The following is an 18280-nucleotide window of genomic DNA, read 5'->3' on the forward strand; positions in this document are numbered from 1 at the left end:
CACACTAGATTCAACGGGACACTATGAGCGGACCCGACGGACGGCATCCAGCCAGCCGGCGTAGCGGCTCTCGCGCTCGTCGCCGGACATGCGGGGTTCGAAACGGCCGGTGCTTTGCCATGTTTCGGCGATGCCCTCCGGACCTTTGAAAACACCGCTCTTGAGGCCGGCCAGGCTCGCGGCGCCCAACGCGGTGGTCTCGGCCACCACGGGACGCTCGACGGCGACGCCCAGGATGTCGGCCAGCATCTGCAGCATCCAGTTGTTGGCGACCATGCCGCCGTCAACCCGCAGAGTTTCCAGTCCGCTGGCACCGTCCGCTTCCATGGCTTTCAGCAGATCGCGGGTCTGATAGCAGACGGCCTCGAGGGTGGCGCGGGCAATCTCCGCCGGCCCCGTGGCGCGGGTCAGGCCGAAGACGGCGCCGCGCGCGTCGGCGTCCCAATAGGGCGCGCCCAAACCAGTGAAGGCCGGAACCACGTATATCGCCTGCGTGGCATCCGCGGACTTCGCCAGTCCTTCGGTCTCGGCGGCTGAGGAGATGATCTTCAGCCCGTCGCGCAGCCACTGCACCGCGGCGCCCGCCACGAAGATACTGCCTTCCAGGGCGTAGGTGGTTTTACCGTCGATCCGATAGGCAACGGTGGTCAGCAGCCGATTGGCCGACGTCAGGGCATTTTCGCCCGTGTTCATGAGGGCGAAGCAGCCGGTGCCATAGGTCGACTTCATCATACCGGCGTCGAAGCAGGCCTGACCGACCGTGGCGGCCTGCTGGTCTCCTGCGATACCCAGGATCGGGATCGGCGCGCCAAAGAGATTTGCGTCCGTCGCGCCAAATTCGGCATTGCTGTCGTAGACCTCGGGAAGCAGGGAAGCCGGTACTCCGAAGAGCTCAAGCAGATCCTCGTCCCAGGCCTGCCGGTGGATGTCGAACAGCATGGTCCGGGCGGCGTTTGTGGCGTCGGTCGCATGAACCTTGCCGCCGGTCAGACGCCACAGCAGGAAACAATCGATGGTCCCGAAGGCGAGCTCGCCACGCTCGGCCCGGGCGCGCAGCCCTTCCACGTTCTCGAGCAACCAGGCGATCTTCGTGGCCGAGAAGTAAGAGTCGATCAGTAGGCCGGTGCGCGCCTGGACCATCGGTTCATGGCCATCCTTCTTGAGGCGGTCGCAGAGTGGGGCGGAGCGCCGGTCCTGCCAGACGATCGCCTTGTGCACCGCTTCTCCGGTCTTACGGTCCCAGATCACCGTTGTCTCGCGCTGGTTGGTAATGCCCAGGGCCGCGATATCGGTGGCGGCCACTCTGGCATTGGAGAGGGCGCCTTTGACCACGCCGACGGTGTCGCGCCAGATATCCTCGACATCGTGCTCAACCCACCCGGACTGGGGGAAATGTTGCGGCAGTTCCTGCTGGGCCTGCCCCATCGGCCGACCGGCATCATCGAATATCAATGCCCGGCTGCTGGTCGTGCCCTGATCGATGGCAAGCAGTGATCGCGCTGAAGACATGGCGTCTTTCTCCCTGGTCTGCCGCCGCCGGAAATTAGCTCTAACCGGTCTTTGCGGCCTTAATCTCGAAACGAGTCCGGAATATAGAGCAGGAACCTTCTCGACGGAAAGAGCCAAGAAAAGACCCTGTACAAGACCTGCCGCAGCGGCAAATGCGCCGCGCATCTGAGCCATTCCACATGGCGGAAAGCCTTCTGCTTGTGAATCCACGGCGCTTGGCAATAATTGCGCCGTAATCCCTCACGTTCCAGCCAACGGAAACGAGGGACCTCTGTCCAGCAAGGAGAAAACTCAGTGCCTCAAATCAATGCCGATCGCCTGCTTGCCGACCTGCGGCATCTTCGTTCCATCGGTGCGGTCGATAACGGGGTGGTTCGGCCCGCGCTCTCCGAGAAAGACATGGAAGCACGGCATTGGCTCAAAGCGCAGTATGAGGCGGCTGGCCTGGACGCTACGATTGATGGCGTCGGCAATGTCCTGGGCCGCTCCCCCAACGCCGGCAAGGCGCTTTTGATCGGGTCGCATTCCGATACTCAACCAACGGGTGGTTGGCTGGATGGGGCCATGGGGGTGATCTATGGTCTCGAAGTCGCTCGTGCGCTGCGCGAAGATCCCGATACCGCGCATCTGGCGGTCGATGCCGTCTCTCTTCAAGACGAGGAGTCGCGGTTTTTCGGCTGCATGGGCAGCCGCTCGCTCTGTGGTTTCTTCACGCCCGAGATGGAGGCCGGTGCGCGGGACAAGGACGGTGTTCTGCTTGCCGACGCGCTTAAGGACGCCGGATTAAAGGATGCGCCGCGCATCAGGTTGGATCGTGAGCGTTATCTGGGTTTCCTTGAAGCGCATATCGAGCAGGGACCGCATCTGGAAGAAGACGGCAACGCTATTGGCGTTGTGACCTCGATCGTCGGCCTGGGCGGCTTGCAGATCAAGTTCGAGGGCCAGCAAAATCACGCCGGCACCACCATGATGTCGATCCGCAAGGATGCCTCGGCGGCACTATATGCGCTGGCCAACGCGATCAACGAGGAGTTTCCGAAGGTCGCGGGTCCGCGCTCGGTCTGGACCATGGGCCGCGCTGTGATCAAGCCGGGCGCGGCTTCGATCGTGCCGGGTTACGCGGAGCTGGATTTGCAATACCGGGATGCCTCGACGACGGTGCTGGATGCTTTCGAAGCAACGGTGGCGCGGTTGATTGGCGAGATCAATGCACGCGGTGGCGCTAGAGTCTCGGCGGAGCCGGCCCGGGTCCGGGTCGCGCCCGCACATATGGATGAGGGCTTTCGAAAACACATTGCCGCCGCGGCGGGAAAACATGCACCCGGGAAGTGGACGGAAATGCCCAGCGGGGCTTTCCACGACGCGGGTGTGATCGCCGACTTCATGCCCTGTGCTATGCTCTTCATTCCCTCCATTGGGGGAATCAGCCACGACTTCGCGGAGGACAGTCACGACCAGGACATCGCGCGCGGCTGTCAGGTCCTCGCCGACGCCGCGGCTTCGATCCTATCTGCGTAACTCTTGAACAAGCAGTCCGGGAGCATGCGAAAACGCCCTTCAGCGCGGCTCTTGGTTTTAGATCCTCAGAACCGGATTCTGCTGTTCCACTTCCGGTTCGATGAGGGTCCATTGGCCGGGAAGCAGTATTGGGCGACACCCGGCGGCGCGCTTGAACCAGGCGAGAACTATCAGGAAGCCGCATGGCGCGAACTCTATGAAGAGACTGGTATCTCAGGCGATGTCGGTGAGGAAGTTGCTCAAAGAGATGTAATTTTCGAAACACCGTCAGGTGACAGTGTGATGGCCGATGAGCGTTATTTCCTGGTGCGCGTCTCCGACAACCGTATCGATAAGAGCGGCCAAGGCGCCGCAGAGTCGCAGTACATGCGGGCTCACAAATGGTGGTCCCCGGAAGACATCAGGGAAACCTCCGAAGTCGTGTTCCCGGAAGAGCTTGAGGCTCTTCTGATGCAGTTGAGCGTCAAATGACGGCAGGCTCTAGTATCCCGAATCTGAAATTCACTTCATTGAATTTCAGATTCAACGGGACACTAACTCATTGAATCTAGTGTGATTCAGTTTCTAAAATTCGCCGCACATTATGCGGTGAACTTCAGAAACATCACACTAGTGCCGGTGTCTGAGGGCGCGGCCTGGCCTGGCACCGGTGAAGGCGCCGTCGCTCCAGACCTTGCGGCCGTTGACGAAGACGCTGTCGATGCCCTTGGCCGGTGTCGTCGGGTGCTCGAAACTGGCCGAATCTTCGATTTCCTCCGCGTCGAAGATCACGAGGTCAGCAAAAGCACCCGGCCGAATCACGCCGCGATCCTTGAGCTTGAATTGTTCGGCGGTCATGGACGTCATTTTGCGGACGGCGGTTTCCAGGGTGAAGAGGCCTTCATCTCTGGCGTAGTGGCCTAACACGCGGGGGAAGGTGCCCCAGAGGCGCGGATGCGGATGCTCGTCGCCGGGTATGCCGTCCGATCCGATCAGGGTGTGCGGGTAGGCGAGGATGCGCCGGACGTCGTCTTCATCCATGGAAAAGAAGATTCCGCCGGCGGGCAGGAGCGACTCGATCGTCTCGTCGACTGAGAGCGCCATATCCTTAGCGACATCTTCCAGATCCCAGCCCGAGTACTTGGGATGAGGCACGGACCAGGTGACGAGAACCTTTGACGCCGTCATCAGGCGTCCGGCATCCAGCATGGTTGAGCCCGCGATGTAGGGGTAGGCGTCCAGCGCTATCGCTTGAGTCTTGCGAGCCTGATCGATGGCGGCGAGGGTCTCCGCCGAGCGGCCATGGTTGTTGCGGCCGACGCATTTGTGATGAGAGATCAGGACGGGAATGGCGGCGTCCCGCCCGATCCTCGCGGTCTCGGCGATGGAGTCCGCGATGTGATCGGCTTCGTCACGCATATGGGTGGTATGGATGGCGTCGAATTCGCTGAAGCCTTCCAAGATCTCGATCACCTCTTCGGTGGTGGCTTCACGGGCCGGAGGATAGAAAAGCCCGGTGGAGAAGCCGGCGGCGCCCGCTTCCATGCATTCGCCTAGGCTTTTGCGCATCGCCGCGACTTCGTCCTGTGTGGCCGTCCGGTCCAGGCGTTCCATGGCCGACAGCCTTAGCGTCGAATGGCCGACCTGACAAACGGCATTAACGGCGGCCGGGTCTTTGTCCAAAGCATCCAGATAAGCGCCAAAGCTGGGATGAAAGTCCTTTGGGTTGCCGGAGAGGAGATCGATCGGCGAGGGCGGCCTGCGATCGATGGTGAGCGGTGCGATACTGACCCCACAGTTTCCGGTCACGACTGTCGTGACGCCCTGACTGATCTTGCAGGACATGTCGGGTGTGGCCAGAAGCGCGTGGTCATCGTGGGTGTGAGAGTCGATAAAACCCGGCGCGAGCACCTTGCCACTTGCGTCGATCTCGCTTGCGCCCTTGGCCTGGGAGAGGTCGCCGACTGCGGTGATACGATCCCCGTCGACGGCGAGGTCGCCGCTTACCGACGCGGTGCCGCTGCCGTCGATGATGCGCGCGTTTCTGATGATGAGATCGTGGTGCGCGCTCTGCGCGATGTTCGTATTTTCTGTCACGGGACTGTCCGTTTTTATGGAAGTGTCTTCTTAGATAGCAGAATATCGCGCTATGGGTTAGAGGGGTCGGCGCGATAAGGGGCTCCTAGGCTGTTGAAGGCGCGTTGATGGAGATGCAGATGCTGGCGGATAAAAGCGATTTCATCGGATTGGAGGGCGTGACCCATTTGGCGACCGGTGGTGAACCGCCGCTGCTAAAAACACACAGGGATGCTTTCGAAGACTTTGCCCGTGACAAGGCAGATGGTCAGAACGGTTACCGCCGTCACTGGCAGGTTGCGGAAGAGGTGCGGGCGCAACTGGGTCAGCTTGTCGGTATGACACCGGAAGACATCGCCTTGACCGGGAGTGCGTCCGAGGGAATTTCCCGGGTCATTTCCTCGATCGACTGGCGGGCCGGTGACTCGGTGGTCACGCCGGCAGCAGAATTTGCCTCTGGGCGCTATGGATTGGCGCGCCTCGAAAAACTCGGAGTGCAGGTTAGAATGGTGCCTTCCAAAAACGGTCTCATTGAGATCGATGACCTGGTCGACGTCTGCGATTCAAGTACGCGTTTGCTGCTGGTCAGCCAGGTCAGCTATCTGACCGGACAGCAGATCGATGTTGCGCGGCTTTCGAAGGCAATGAGCGACCGGCAGACCGCACTCATGATCGATGCCAGTCACGCGCTCGGTGTTGTGCCGGTCGATGCCCGGCACAGCGATTTTGTCGTGAGTTGTGGTTACAAGTGGCTGCTCTCGACTCACACAGGCATCTTGATCTGGAACCGCGCACGTCGACCTGGTTTCGAGCCCTTGGGTGTTGGCTGGAATTCGGCGACAGAGGGCGAACTGCCGGGGAGTTACCATCTTCTCGAGACTGCGGAACGTGCGGAAGTCGGCAATCCGAACCATCTTGACGTCTATCTCATGCGCAGGTCCTTAGACTATCTATCGGGGATCGGCATCGACAGGATCGCTGCCAATGCCCGGGCACTGGGCGGCGATCTGCGTCGGGAGCTTGTTGCGCTGGGCACAGAGGTTCTTACACCGGAATCCGAGGCGGCGCGGGCCGGCAGCATCGCCTTTGCGCATGCCGATTGCGAGAGGATTATGCAGACTCTGGCCAGCGAGAAAATCCTTGTCTGGGGTGACGACGGCCGCATCCGGCTCTCGGTTCATGCCTTTGTCGACCAAAACGACATCGCGCGGTTTTTAGAGCGGGTGCGACCCATTCTGTAAAACCGGTAGTCGGCTCCCGCCGCGCCGCGCGAGGGCTTAAAACTGTGCCTCGTCCATTGCCATCACGCTTTCGGCGCCCTCGATCGCCGCCGCATAACCACTGGCCTGGGGCAGGATGTTGTCGAGATAAAAGCGGGCAGTCTTGATTTTGGCATCATAGAACAGGCTATTGCCCTCGCCGCTGGCGAGTTTCGCGCTGGCTGTCAGTGCAGACTTGCAGAGCAGCCAACCGCCAACAACGGTTCCGAAGAGATTGAGATAGGGCGTGGCGGCCGCGGCTGCGGTCACCATATCTTCAGCCCCTGTTTTCAGCAGAGATTCGGTCGATTTCGCTAACGAACGGATCTGTTCGATTGTCGGCGCCGCGAGGGTGGAGACGCGCGTATCCTCGCTTGCCGATACCTGCGCCAGTGTCTCCAGCATTTCCTCGATCAGGCCGCGGGCCGTTTCGCCGCCGTCACGCAACAGCTTGCGCGTGAGCAGGTCGAGCGCCTGAATGCCCGTGGTGCCCTCGTAGATCGGCAAAATCCGAGCATCCCGGTAGTGCTGCGCCGCGCCGGTTTCCTCAATGAAGCCCATGCCGCCGTGAATTTGCACGCCGAGCGAAGTGAGGTTGCAGCCCAGCTCCGTCGCCCAACCTTTGGTGATTGGGGTCAAGAGGTTGGCCCGGGCGTCGCTCTTTGCGCGGACGGTCGCGTCGGGGTGTCGATGGGCACGGTCAATTTCGGCGGCGTTGAGATAGGCGATACAACGCATGGCCTCGGTGCCGGCGCGCATGGTCATGAGCATGCGCCGGACGTCCGGATGCTGAATGATCGCGGTCGCTTTTGGGTCGCTGCTGCCGATGGCGCGGCTTTGCACACGGTCCCGCGCAAAGGCGGTTGCCTGCTGATAGGCGCGGTCCGCTATGGCGACCCCCTGCATGCCGACCGCGAGCCGTGCGTTGTTCATCATGGTGAACATGCAGGCCATGCCGTTGTTCTCTTCTCCCACCAGATATCCGACGGCGCCGCCATTGTCGCCGTAGGCCATGACGCAGGTCGGCGACGCATGAACACCAAGCTTGTGCTCAAGCGAGACGCAGCGCAGATCGTTTCGTGGTCCGGCCGTGCCGTCGGCATTGACCAGAAATTTGGGAACGATGAAAAGGCTGATGCCTTTGGTTCCGGCAGGCGCATCCGGCAAGCGGGCCAGAACAAGATGGACGATGTTGTCCGTATAGTCGTGTTCGCCCCAGGTGATATAGATTTTCTGGCCGGTGATCAGGTAGTGGTCACCGTTCCGCTCGGCCTTGGTCTTCAAAGCCCCGACGTCTGATCCGGCCTGCGGCTCGGTCAGGTTCATGGTGCCGGTCCACTCACCGGAAATCAGCTTTGTGAGATAGGTTTGCTTCTGTTCTTCCGTCGCATGGGTCTCGAGCAGATCGACGGCACCCTGATTGAGGAGCGGGCAGAGCGCAAAGCTCATATTGGCCGCGTTCCACATTTCTGTTACTGCGGTCGAGAGCGCCCAGGGCAATCCCTGTCCGCCATAATCCGGGTCAAAGGGCAGGGAGTTCCAGCCGCTCTCCACATATTGCTGATAAGCCTCGCGGAATCCCTTTGGAGTCCGGACCACCCCGTTTTCGAAGCCCAATCCTTCCCGGTCCCCGCTGTGGTTCAGGGGCGCGAGCACCTCGTTGGCCAACCGGCCCGCTTCGCCCAGCACGGCGTCAACGAGATCCGGTGTTGCATCTTCATACCCCGGCATTCCGGCGATCTCAGACAAACCGGCGATTTCGTCGAGTACGAATCGCATGTCATCGAGTGGGGCGGTATAGGTCATGTTCTCTCCCTAGGAACTTTGCTCTGAATTCGGTTGCACATTCAGAGGAAGGCGTCCGTTCTTATTCATTTTGGCCGGGCAATCCTGCGCGCAAGGCAGGCTGTTTTTTGCTCCCCGAGCCTATTGATTTAGCAACTCTCGGCGTGAAGTTCCACTGTCAGCAGGCTGGAAAGAGAGTGAGACGGTTTTGAGCGGTCAATTATTAACAACAGCACAGGGTTTAAACGTTATCCGGATCTGAATTTTGTCTAATAATGCTAGAGAATTTTTGATTTTTTATCAATTATGGGTGTGCTAATTCGAGCGGCGCATTAACGCTTCCTTTACGATTTGTTAATACAATCATTTGTGTGAAAACTAACACCGTTGTGTCTGTTTGACGCCGGGTCGAAATTTCGGCCCTGCCGGGCGAATTGAACCGTAGATGCAGGTGTAAGGTGCGGTTTGGTCGGCTTGCGCTGAAGCCAGAGTATGATCCTTCCGGGGTGAAAAAAGAACGAAGGGTCATCCTCCGGTTTTTGGGGAGGGAGCCTGATGTAGTACTTGAGTTTGAGGTCGAGGAAGATGGCGGACGCCCTGAATCAGACGGGGGCCAATAAGGCGACGGCGGAGCGTGCGTCCGGCGAGGAGACTGCGAGTCGCCAGGACTGGAACACCGTCCTCGAACTGCTGGCCACCGGCGCGCCGCTGCAGCTCTCCTTGGAAGCCATCATAGGCAAGGTCGAAGGGCTCTATGCGGGTATGCGATGTGCAATCATGGCGCTCGACTCCGAAGAACTGACACTGCGTCATCTGGCCGCGCCGAGCGTCGCGGACTGGTACGTCTCCGCCATTAACGGACTCAAGGTTGGACCGAGCGGACACTGCTGTGCGGTGTCCGCCTATACGAGACGGCGTGTCGTGATCGAAGACATCGCGGCTGATGCCCAATGGGCTGCCGCTGATTCTAAGGCTGTAGAGGCAGAACTGCGGGCCTGTTGGTGTCAGCCCATCTTTGCAATGACAGGTGATTTGCTCGGCACCTTTGCGGTTTATCATGAAGAGAAGCACGTCCCCTCTACATCTGAGCTGGAGGAGGTGATGACGGCGGCGCGCCTGACCGGTATTGCCATGGAGCGCACGCGCAACGAGTTCGAACTTCGTCTTGCCAAGGAAACCGCAGAGCGCGCGAGCCGCTCGAAGTCCGAGTTTCTGGCCAGCGTGAGCCACGAGTTGCGTACGCCCCTCAATGCCATCCTGGGTTTTTCGGAGATCATGAAAGACGGGTTGCTGGGGCCAAAGGGCGTGGAGAAATTTCCGGCCTATGCCAGCGACATACACAGCTCCGCGCGCCATCTGCTCGATCTGATCAACGACGTTCTCGATCTTTCGCGTTTTGAATCAGGCCACGGCGAACTGCATCCTGAAGCGGTCGAGGTCAGCGCACTGGTAGAGGCCTCCATCAGTCTTGTCAGAGAGCAGGCGACGCGGAGCGACGTGCGTTTGCGGGCTTCGCTCGATGAGGGCCTGCCCATACTCTACGCCGATCCTCTGAAAATGAAGCAGGTCATTGTCAATCTGATGACGAACGCAATCAAGTTTTCACCCTCGGGCGCGTCCGTCATCATTCGTGCGCATCTTCTCGAAAACGACGATCTCGAGATCTCGGTGACGGACAGCGGTGTCGGAATGAGTCAATCCGATATCAAGGTCGCTCTTGAGCCTTTCCGGCAGGTCGAGAGTGTCGCGACGCGGAGCCGTCAGGGTGTCGGCCTGGGTTTGCCCTTGAGTAAAACCCTCGTCGAGCTGCACAAGGGAACCTTGGAGATTGAGAGCCAATCGGGGCAGGGAACGACCGTGAGAGTGCGTCTTCCAGCCGACCGGATGACGGTTCTTTAAGCTCTTCGTGCCAGGCTGTCTTCGCTTGCCGGATCAAAACCTGATGACCTGCCGCACCGTCTTTCCCGCCGCAAGCCGGTCGAAGCCGCTGTTGATTTCCTCAAGCGCGATGACATCGCTCATCAAACGGTCGACGGGTAGCTGACCGCGGCGATAGAGCTCGATGTAACGCGGTATGTCGCGCATCGGCACGCAGGAACCTATATAGCTGCCTTTGATCGTGCGTTCTTCAGCGACCATGTTCACATGCTGCAGCTCCCAGCGATGGTCCGGGTGCGGCAGGCCGGCGCTGACCGTGGTGCCGCCGCGCCTGGTTATCCGGTAGGCCTGTTCCATGGCCTTGACCGAACCGGCCAGTTCAAATGCGAAGTCGACACCCCCGCCGGTCATATCCTTGACGGCCTCGATGGCGTTGGGATCTGCGGCGTTGACCGTACCTGTCGCCCCCAGTTCGCTGGCCAGGGCGAGTTTACTCTCCTGCAGATCCAGGGCGACGATGTGACGGGCGCCGGAGAGTCTGGCACCGAGGAGGGCGTTGAGACCGACGCCGCCAAGCCCGAGCACCGCGACGCTGCTGCCTGGCGGCACCTGCGCCGTGTTGACGACCGCGCCCACACCTGTCAGGACCGCGCAGCCGAAGAGCGCGGCTTCTTCATGACTGAGTTCCTCGTCATCGACCTTGATCAGTGAGCGGCGTGAAACCACCGCATACTCGGCAAAGGCGGAAACACCCATGTGGTGGTGCAAAAGCGGGTCTGCAGGAGCGCTTGTCCGTTCCAGGCGCCGCGCGCCCGAGAGCAGAGTCCCAGCCGTGTTGGTTTCTGCGCCGGGCTCGCAAAGCGCAGGCCGGCCTTCCGCGCAGGGCAGACAGCTCCCGCAGCTCGGCACGAAGACCATGACCACCTTGTCGCCCGCTTTCAGGTCGTCGACACCCGGACCGCATTCCGCCACCACGCCTGCGGCCTCATGGCCGATGACCATGGGCATTGGACGGGGACGGCTGCCGTTGATAACCGAGAGGTCGGAATGGCAAAGACCGGCCGCCTTGACCTCAATCAGAACTTCGCCGGGCCCGGGCGGCGCGAGTTCAACCTCTTCGATGGTCAGGGGCTTGGTCTCGGCATAGGGTTGGGCCGTGCCCAGGGCATGCAAAACCGCGGCTTTGATTTTCATTGTGTCTCCCTCGCAGGCAGCGCGGTGCGCAACCTTCTCTCTTATTTTTGTGCGCTCGTCTCAGTCGGTACGGAGTCGAGTGCGGGCAGTTTAATCACATGCAGGCGAGGGAGATAGCCTGTTGTGACGCACAGATATCAGCGCTTCACGAGGGGCGAAGAACGATCTTGGCGGCAGCTGTCGCACCCTTGCTGAGATCCTCGAAGGCCATGGCGCCTTCCGACAACGGGCGCTGTTCGATCCAGTCGAGTTTGCCCAGGGCGCCGCTCTGCATGGCTGCCACCGTCGCCCGGAAATCGACCATGCTATAGGTATAGCTGCCGATAAACGCGATTTCCTGCAGGGTGATTTTCCGGATGTCGATCCCCTCCTTGCTGTCTTGCAGGCCGATATGCACGACGGTTCCGCCGGGCCGCACGGCGGCGAGAGCTGCGGCGCGGGTTGCGCCGCTGCCCACGGCGTCGATCACCACATCGATGGAGTTTTCGTCCGGGAACGGGCCGGAAATCGGATCATAGACCTCGCCGATATCCTGTGCTTCGGCGGTTTGCCGGCGCAGCGGATTGGTGTCGCCAAGCTGAATTTGCCGGCAGCCATGACTGCAGAGGACCAGGGCCGCCGAGAGGCCGACGGCGCCGCCGCCCAGAACCAGCGCTTTGACCTCGCACAGTGGCCGGTCGCTTGCCTTGGCGGCCAGGAGCACGCCATGCAGGGCGGTCGCGATCGGTTCCGCCAGGGCGGCCTTCGCACTGTCCATGCCTTCCGGAATATCGATCAGGTTGCGTTCCGGGATAGTGATCATCTCGGCAAAGGCGCCCTGCCGCGGCTGCATGGAGATGATCTGGCGGTTGGGACAAAGATTGATGCGTCCGGAGAGGCAGAGCGAACACTGGCCGCAGCTGACCAGGGGGTTGATGACGACGCGCCGCCCTTTTGTGCCACCCTCGATCACCACGCCGCTGGCTTCGTGGCCCAGGATCAAAGGCGCCGGTCTGCGCTGGTCGTGGCCCTTGAAGGCGTGCATGTCGGAGCCGCAGATCCCGACGGCATCGATCTTGACCAGGCACTCGCCATCACCCGCCAGTGGATCTGTTTCGTCCCGGTAAATCAGGGTTTCGGGAGCCGTGTAGACCAATGCTTTCATCTTCTTGTCCTATTGGGGTCTTTTCCTACTTGGCCGTAAAGCCGCCGTCCACGTTGATGACCTGTCCGGTGATATAGCGGGCGGCTTGTGAGGCCAGAAAAACCGTGATGCCGTCCAGATCCTCGAGCTTTCCGTTCCGGCCCATCGCCGTCTGCCCGGCATTGTGCGCGGCCCGTTCCGGGTCGGCAAAGACGGCTTCGGTGAGTTCGGTCGGAAAAAATCCGGGGGCGATGGCATTGGCGGTGATCCCGTCGGCGGACCAGGCTTCCGCCATGGCCCGGGTCAGCTGTGCGATGCCGCCCTTCGAGGCGCCATAGGCGCTGCAGTTCGGAAACGCACGGAAAGACTGAAGCGAGGCGATGTTGATGATGCTGCCATGCTGTGCCGCGCGCATGGCCGGAACACAGGCGCGGGCGAGAAAGAAGGGCACCGTGAGGTTGAGCTTCAGGGTCAGGTCCCAGCTTTCCGGTGTGATGTCGTCCGGGGCTTCGCGCAGATTGATCCCTGCCGCATTTACCAGAGCGGTGGGCGCTCCAAAGGCCGCACCAGCTTCTTTCACCAGATCAGTGAAGTCCGCGTGTTGTGCAAGGTCGGCGGCCAGAATAACCGCTCGGCCTGCATTCGCGGCTTCGATTTCGGCTTTGGCGGACTCCAGCTGTTCCTGGCGGCGGCCCAGCAGGATGACGTCGGCGCCGGCCTGGGCCAGGGCCCATGCCATGCGCCGTCCGATCCCCGAGGTCGCACCCGTACAGAGTGCGACCTCTCCGGTCAGATCGAAGGCGGAGAGATTCGCCGCCGTCATACTGCGCTTCCCATCATCGACGTCTTCACGCACTCAGCTCGAAGTCTTCATCCGGGAAGTACTTGGCCAGACGGACGTCGCCGCTGCGGGCATGACCTTCCATGCCTTCCAGACGCGAAATCCGTGCCGTCACGGCGGCCACATCCCGGTTGGCGTCACGGGTCGAGCGCTGATATGTGACCGTCTTGATGAACTTGCTGACCGAGAGGCCGCCGGTGTAACGGGCCGCGCCCTTGGTGGGCAGGATGTGATTGGTGCCGGACGTCTTGTCGCCGAAGGAAACCGTGGTCTCTTCGCCCAGGAACAACGAGCCGTAGTTGCGCAGGTTATCCAGCCACCACTGCGGATCATCGGCCTGAACCTGCAGATGTTCGGCGGCGTAGTCGTCGCTGATCTTGACCGCTTCCTCGCGGCTCGGGGTCACGATGACTTCGCCGTAGTCGCGCCAGGCATTCCGTGCCGAGGTCCGGTTGGGTTCGGGCAGTGACTCAATGGCGTCGGGCATCAGGCGCATGACTTCCTCGGCGTGCTCGCGGGAAGTGGAAATCAGCCAGGCCGGGCTGTTGGGGCCGTGCTCGGCCTGTCCGGCCAGATCGGTCGCGACGATCCAGGGATCGGCATTCTCGTCCGAAATCACCAGGATCTCCGTGGGGCCGGCGAACATGTCGATACCGACGCGCCCGAACAGCAGGCGCTTGGCTTCCGCGACATACTGATTGCCCGGCCCGGCAAGAATGTCGGCCTTGTGGCCGGTGAAGAGGCCGAAGGCCATGGCCGCGATGCCCTGCACGCCGCCCAGGGCCAGAACCTGGTCCACGCCGGCGAGCTTTAAGGTATAGAGGATCGCCGGATGCACGCCGCCGTCCCGGTTGGGGGGCGAGCAGGCGATGACGTTGTCGACGCCCGCGACCTTCGCGGTGGTCACGCTCATAATGGCCGAGGCGACGTGGGAATAGCGGCCGCCCGGGATATAGCAGCCCGCGGTCTGAACCGGGATCAGTTTCTGACCCGCGAAAAGGCCGGGGGACAGCTCTGTCTCGAACTCGCTCATGCTGGCGAGCTGTGCCTGGGCAAAGCCCTGAACCCGGTCGTGGGCGAACTGCAGATCGTCCTTGAGGCGCTGCGGGACCTTTTCCGCGGCGGCATCGATCACGTCCTGGGGAACCAGGATATCGCCTTCCCACTTGTCGAACTTGCGGGTGTACTCGATGGCCTTGGCTTCGCCGCCTTCCTCGATCTCACGCAACATGCCCGCAACCAGATCGCGCACATCCGCCTCACCTGTCGCGGAGGTCATTTCAGCCTTTTTGAGGTATTCGGCTTGGGGGTAATTGGCCAAAGGATCTTTAGCGGACACGGTTTGGTTCTCCTATATCTTCAAGATGTACAAGGTCTGGAACAACTCGCTGGTCGTCGGGCTGGATTTCGTTTTGCTCTAATCCAGGGCCCAGAGCGAGAGTTCCGGTATAAACGCGAGCATCAGCACGACACTCAGCATTGCGATAACGTAGGGTCCCGCGCGCGCCGCGATACTCAGGACCGAAGTACCGGTCAGCCCAGACACCACAAAGAGATTTAGTCCGAGTGGCGGCGTGATAAAGCCGACGCCCAGGGCCGTGACCATCATGATACAGAAGTGAATATCGTCCATCCCGATCTCCCGCGCCAGAGGCAAAAGGATCGGCGAGAGAATGACGATGTTCGGTGTGGTCTCCATGACGCAGCCCGCCAGGATCAGAATTCCGATCATGATCAGGGTCAGCAGCACGGTGCTGTCGGTCAGGGAGGTCATGCCCTGCACGAAGCCCTGCGGGACCTGAAGCGCGGCGAGGGTCTGGGCGAGAGGCAGGGACAGCGCGATGATCGGCAGGATCACGCCGTTTACCTTGGCGGAACTCTCCAGCATCTTGGGAAAGTCCGAGAGGCTGATGGTGCCCTGAAAAAGGCCGATGATGATGGTGGTGACGACGGCCACGGCTGCGGCCTCCGTGGGCGTGAAGATGCCCGAATAGATCCCGCCCAGGATCACGATGGGAACGAGCAGAGCGAAACGCCCTTCGTAGATCGACTTCAGCCAGCGCTGCAGGGAAAAGCCCATTTCGGCATTTTCGAAGCGGTGAATGCGGTTCATCACGATGTTGGTCAGCATGATGGAGAGCATGACCATGACGCCGGGGACCGCTGCCGCCAGAAACAAGGTCGAGGCCGATACGCCCAGCACCAGACCGATGATGATGTAGGCGATGGACGGCGGAATCAGAATGCCGGTGCAGGCACCGGAGGCCACCAGCGCGCAGGCGTAGGGCTTTGGGTAGCCCTGTTCCGTGAGGCGGTCGATGGTCATGCGCCCGACGGCGGCGGCACCGGCTGCGTCAGAGCCGGAGATGCAGGCAAAGAAGCCGCAACCCAAGACGGTTGCAGTGCCGAAGCCGGTCTTGAAACCACCCGCCGTGGCCTCGGCAATATCCAGGAGTTTGTTTGAGAGCCCGGTGCGCACCAGAACGTCACCGGTCAGAATGAAGAGCGGCACGGCGATCAGGGCGAAGGCGTCAATTCCGTCGAAAAGTGATTCACCCAGTAGAGAGAGGGGCAGGGTTTCGGTCAGGACCAGCATCGCCACCGCGCCGAGCCCCAACGCCACCCAGACCGGCACGGCGAGGGCGATCAAAAGGATCATACCCAGGAGGGGGACGTAGAACTCCCACCCAAGATCCAGAGCCACCTGCTGTTGATAGAGCTGATACATAAATCTGACCTCAATCAAACAGACGGTTGCCGTCGAACACCGCGCGTCCCTGGCGCAGATCGATGAGATCACGCCGGATGGACTGCAGGAGACGGAACAGCATCATGGAAAAGCCCAGAGGAACAGCGGCCAGGAACCAGGCCTGGCTGATCCGCAAGCCGTGGGTGACTGAGCCGAACTTCAATGAGACCTGAAGGGTTTCCAGCGACCAGTAAATGGCAAGCACCGCGAGGATCAGGGTTGCGAAGTCGCCAAAGAGATAGACGGCGGCTTTCCCGCGCGGCGGCAGGTAATGCAGCAAGACATCGATCCGGATATGGGCGCGCTCCCGAACGGCAGCCGAGGCACCGATCCATGCCAGATAGATAAAGGCATAGCGGGCGATCTCTTCTCCCCAGATGGAGGAGTAGCTGAGCGTGAAACGGCGGATGACCTCCATCGCGATCGTGACAACGATCGTCGAGTAGAAGATCAGCAAAAGCCAGCGTTCGCCGTTGCGATCCAGTTTTTTCAAGAAGCCGTTCATAGCTGTTTCTTTTCGCAAAGAAGGCGGGTCTCAAAGAAGGCCGGCCGGTGGCTCACCTCTGCGCAGGAGGACCCGCGAGAGGACCCACGGGAGGCAAAGTCACCGGCCGCGCGTGCAAAGACCGCGCTAGACGTCGTGGACGTAGAGACGGCCTGGTGTGTTGGCGGCCTCCAGCAACTTGTCGAAGGTTGCTATGGATCCGGCCAGTTCCGTCTTGGTCGCGTCCCAGTCCGAAAGCTGGTGGCCTGCTTTCGCCACCCACTGCTCCATCTCGGTTTCGTTCGGCGCGTAGAACTGCACGCCTGCCTTGGAGAGCTCTGACATGGCATAGGCACGTGCGCCGGGGACTTTGGCCAGGTTCTGCTGCGAAGTGATGTCGCTGGCGAACTCAACCTTTTCCTGAAGGTCGCCGGGCAGTGCGTTGAACCATTCCAGATTACAGGAGTAGACCTGTGCATCGGGGACCGAACGGTTGAAGGTCACCCAGGAGAGCACGTCCTTGAAGCCGAAGACGTGAAGGGCTTCCACCGAGGGATCCAGGGCATCGGCGACACCCTGCTTGATGGCGGAAGGCGTTTCGCCCCAGGCCACCGGTGTCGGGTTGGCACCGAGCAGGCGATAGAATTGCTGCAGGATCTTCGAGCCGGGCACGCGGAACTTGATGCCCGTCATCTGTTCCGGTGTCTTGATCGGGCCTTCGATGCCCTGACGCAGGGCCACGACACGGGGATCGATGCAAACGTACCAGAGTGGCTTGAAGCCTTTGGCTTCGACCTTGGGATTGATCTCGTTCTTCCAGGTGTCAGAGGTCACCAGGTTGATGAACTTCTGGTTCTCGCCGCACCAGTAGGGAACGTTGATCAGATCGACCGCGGGGGCGAAGGGCGCGAAGTTGGAGAGGGAGTGTTGTGCGGCCTGGATGGTACCGGCCTGAACCTTTTGCGCCAGCGCACCACCGGCACCGAGCTGACCGCCGGGTGCGAGCTTCACGTAGATCTCGCCGTTCGTTGTGTTCTGGATGTTCTCTTTGAAGTCCAGCTGCATGATCGGATAGCTGCGCGAGGCGCCCAGAATGTAGGCCGTCGCAATGGTCATGGTATGCTTGGCGGCTTTCTTGCGTTCGGCTTCTTCCTTGGCGGTCTGTGCCAGGGCGTCCGAGGACATCAGCGTCCCGGCGGCGCCGGCGACCAGAGCGGTGGTGAAACCGAACTTGCCGGCGGTTTCCAGGAACCGCCGCCGCTCGACAGAGCGCGGTGTTTCCTGTTTTTGTCCTGATTGAGGTGATTTTTCGTTGGACATGAGTTTGCTCCCTGAGAGTTATTTTTGGACCCGTCGCCTGTTCGAGGAGGTCTTCGGGTCAGTTGGCCGCTTCACGCCGCAAGGTCGCGACGACAAAGCAGATAGCGGCGGCGAAGAGGGTGACGAATTCCCCCACATCGCCGAGATTGATAAGACTTTGCATGTCGGTGACGCTGGCGATCTTTCCGCTCAGCACATTCAGGGCGTAGAGGCCAAAAAAGCCCGCTGACCCCAAAAGCGCCCAACGCCCTGCTTTTTGTCCGGGTGCTTTGTTTTTTGAGGGGCCTGCGCCAGAACCAAGGCCCGGCCCAGATTCTTGCCCGGCATCTGGCCTGCTGTCTTGTGTGCTGCCTGTGATGTCCTGACTCGACATTGAAATCCCTCCAAGGCTGATCCGGTTCGCAAAAGAAAGCGTCCGATTCTGTGTTTTATAATGTAAGCGCTTACATTTTTTTAAACTAGAGCACCGTTGTTATTTCAGAGTCAAGCCCATAGAATCGGCGTTTATCACGAATCCTCGCTGAAAAATCGCTTAAACTTAGAAAAATACAGGTGTATTTGAAAA

General features: G+C 60.6%; 15 protein-coding genes. 4 read left to right on the forward strand and 11 right to left on the reverse strand.

Annotated elements, in window-relative coordinates:
* Positions 1-21: 21 nt before the first annotated feature.
* Complete coding sequence (gene glpK / locus FKG95_RS04630; protein WP_142895104.1) at positions 22-1509, reverse strand: glycerol kinase GlpK; 1488 nt, start codon at positions 1507-1509, stop codon at positions 22-24.
* A gap of 294 nt (positions 1510-1803) precedes the next feature.
* On the opposite strand from glpK, the gene FKG95_RS04635 reads away from it, so the two are divergent.
* On the forward strand, positions 1804-3027 hold the full coding sequence (locus FKG95_RS04635) for a hydantoinase/carbamoylase family amidase (RefSeq protein WP_142895105.1): 1224 nt from the start codon (positions 1804-1806) through the stop codon (positions 3025-3027).
* Between the two features lie 24 nt (positions 3028-3051).
* Complete coding sequence (locus tag FKG95_RS04640) at positions 3052-3498, forward strand: NUDIX hydrolase (protein WP_142895106.1); 447 nt, start codon at positions 3052-3054, stop codon at positions 3496-3498.
* Positions 3499-3636: 138 nt separating this feature from the next.
* On the opposite strand, the gene FKG95_RS04645 is transcribed toward FKG95_RS04640, so the two are convergent.
* Positions 3637-5103, reverse strand: coding sequence for an N-acyl-D-amino-acid deacylase family protein (locus tag FKG95_RS04645; RefSeq protein WP_246116678.1), 1467 nt, complete (start codon positions 5101-5103; stop codon positions 3637-3639).
* A gap of 119 nt (positions 5104-5222) precedes the next feature.
* On the opposite strand from FKG95_RS04645, the gene FKG95_RS04650 reads away from it, so the two are divergent.
* Positions 5223-6323 carry an aminotransferase class V-fold PLP-dependent enzyme gene (locus FKG95_RS04650; protein ID WP_179953926.1) on the forward strand — a complete coding sequence of 367 codons (1101 nt, stop codon included), beginning with the start codon at positions 5223-5225 and terminating at the stop codon, positions 6321-6323.
* 36 nt (positions 6324-6359) lie between these two features.
* Here FKG95_RS04650 and FKG95_RS04655 read toward each other — a convergent pair whose 3' ends face one another.
* Positions 6360-8147, reverse strand: coding sequence for an acyl-CoA dehydrogenase C-terminal domain-containing protein (locus FKG95_RS04655; protein ID WP_142895108.1), 1788 nt, complete (start codon positions 8145-8147; stop codon positions 6360-6362).
* 564 nt (positions 8148-8711) lie between these two features.
* Between FKG95_RS04655 and FKG95_RS04660 the strand changes: the two genes are divergently transcribed.
* A complete protein-coding gene (locus tag FKG95_RS04660; protein ID WP_142895109.1) occupies positions 8712-10025 on the forward strand; it encodes a sensor histidine kinase in 1314 nt (437 codons plus the stop codon).
* 33 nt (positions 10026-10058) lie between these two features.
* On the opposite strand, the gene FKG95_RS04665 is transcribed toward FKG95_RS04660, so the two are convergent.
* The 8 genes from FKG95_RS04665 to FKG95_RS04700 form a co-directional block, all read right to left on the reverse strand.
* Entirely contained in the window at positions 10059-11198 is a 1140-nt protein-coding gene (locus tag FKG95_RS04665) for a zinc-dependent alcohol dehydrogenase family protein (protein WP_142895110.1), read from the reverse strand.
* Positions 11199-11343: 145 nt separating this feature from the next.
* Entirely contained in the window at positions 11344-12342 is a 999-nt protein-coding gene (locus FKG95_RS04670; RefSeq protein ID WP_142895111.1) for an alcohol dehydrogenase catalytic domain-containing protein, read from the reverse strand.
* A gap of 25 nt (positions 12343-12367) precedes the next feature.
* Positions 12368-13144, reverse strand: a complete 777-nt coding sequence (locus FKG95_RS04675) for an SDR family NAD(P)-dependent oxidoreductase (RefSeq protein ID WP_142895112.1) — start codon at positions 13142-13144, stop codon at positions 12368-12370.
* Between the two features lie 25 nt (positions 13145-13169).
* Complete coding sequence (hisD, locus tag FKG95_RS04680; protein WP_281281418.1) at positions 13170-14501, reverse strand: histidinol dehydrogenase; 1332 nt, start codon at positions 14499-14501, stop codon at positions 13170-13172.
* 78 nt (positions 14502-14579) lie between these two features.
* Positions 14580-15890, reverse strand: a complete 1311-nt coding sequence (locus FKG95_RS04685; RefSeq protein WP_142895113.1) for a TRAP transporter large permease — start codon at positions 15888-15890, stop codon at positions 14580-14582.
* Positions 15891-15900: 10 nt separating this feature from the next.
* Positions 15901-16416: a TRAP transporter small permease gene (locus tag FKG95_RS04690; protein WP_142895114.1), complete on the reverse strand. Its 516-nt coding sequence runs from the start codon at positions 16414-16416 to the stop codon at positions 15901-15903.
* A 126-nt stretch (positions 16417-16542) separates the two neighbouring features.
* A complete protein-coding gene (locus FKG95_RS04695; RefSeq protein WP_142895115.1) occupies positions 16543-17715 on the reverse strand; it encodes a TRAP transporter substrate-binding protein in 1173 nt (390 codons plus the stop codon).
* Between the two features lie 58 nt (positions 17716-17773).
* Positions 17774-18088, reverse strand: a complete 315-nt coding sequence (locus FKG95_RS04700) for a hypothetical protein (RefSeq protein ID WP_142895116.1) — start codon at positions 18086-18088, stop codon at positions 17774-17776.
* Between the last annotated feature and the right edge of the window lie 192 nt (positions 18089-18280).

The sequence above is a fragment of the Denitrobaculum tricleocarpae genome, from assembly GCF_007004665.1.
Lineage (GTDB): Bacteria > Pseudomonadota > Alphaproteobacteria > Kiloniellales > Kiloniellaceae > Denitrobaculum > Denitrobaculum tricleocarpae.

Excerpts from the sequence above, each read along its gene's own strand:
- FKG95_RS04655 (WP_142895108.1), bottom strand. The coding sequence starts at position 8,147 with ATGACCTATACCGCCCCACTCGATGACATGCGATTCGTACTCGACGAA.
- FKG95_RS04685 (WP_142895113.1), bottom strand. The coding sequence starts at position 15,890 with ATGTATCAGCTCTATCAACAGCAGGTGGCTCTGGATCTTGGGTGGGAG.
- FKG95_RS04650 (WP_179953926.1), top strand. The coding sequence starts at position 5,223 with ATGCTGGCGGATAAAAGCGATTTCATCGGATTGGAGGGCGTGACCCAT.
- FKG95_RS04675 (WP_142895112.1), bottom strand. The coding sequence starts at position 13,144 with ATGACGGCGGCGAATCTCTCCGCCTTCGATCTGACCGGAGAGGTCGCA.
- glpK (WP_142895104.1), bottom strand. The coding sequence starts at position 1,509 with ATGTCTTCAGCGCGATCACTGCTTGCCATCGATCAGGGCACGACCAGC.
- FKG95_RS04670 (WP_142895111.1), bottom strand. The coding sequence starts at position 12,342 with ATGAAAGCATTGGTCTACACGGCTCCCGAAACCCTGATTTACCGGGAC.
- FKG95_RS04700 (WP_142895116.1), bottom strand. The coding sequence starts at position 18,088 with ATGTCGAGTCAGGACATCACAGGCAGCACACAAGACAGCAGGCCAGAT.
- FKG95_RS04690 (WP_142895114.1), bottom strand. The coding sequence starts at position 16,416 with ATGAACGGCTTCTTGAAAAAACTGGATCGCAACGGCGAACGCTGGCTT.
- FKG95_RS04695 (WP_142895115.1), bottom strand. The coding sequence starts at position 17,715 with ATGTCCAACGAAAAATCACCTCAATCAGGACAAAAACAGGAAACACCG.
- FKG95_RS04665 (WP_142895110.1), bottom strand. The coding sequence starts at position 11,198 with ATGAAAATCAAAGCCGCGGTTTTGCATGCCCTGGGCACGGCCCAACCC.
- FKG95_RS04640 (WP_142895106.1), top strand. The coding sequence starts at position 3,052 with ATGCGAAAACGCCCTTCAGCGCGGCTCTTGGTTTTAGATCCTCAGAAC.
- FKG95_RS04660 (WP_142895109.1), top strand. The coding sequence starts at position 8,712 with ATGGCGGACGCCCTGAATCAGACGGGGGCCAATAAGGCGACGGCGGAG.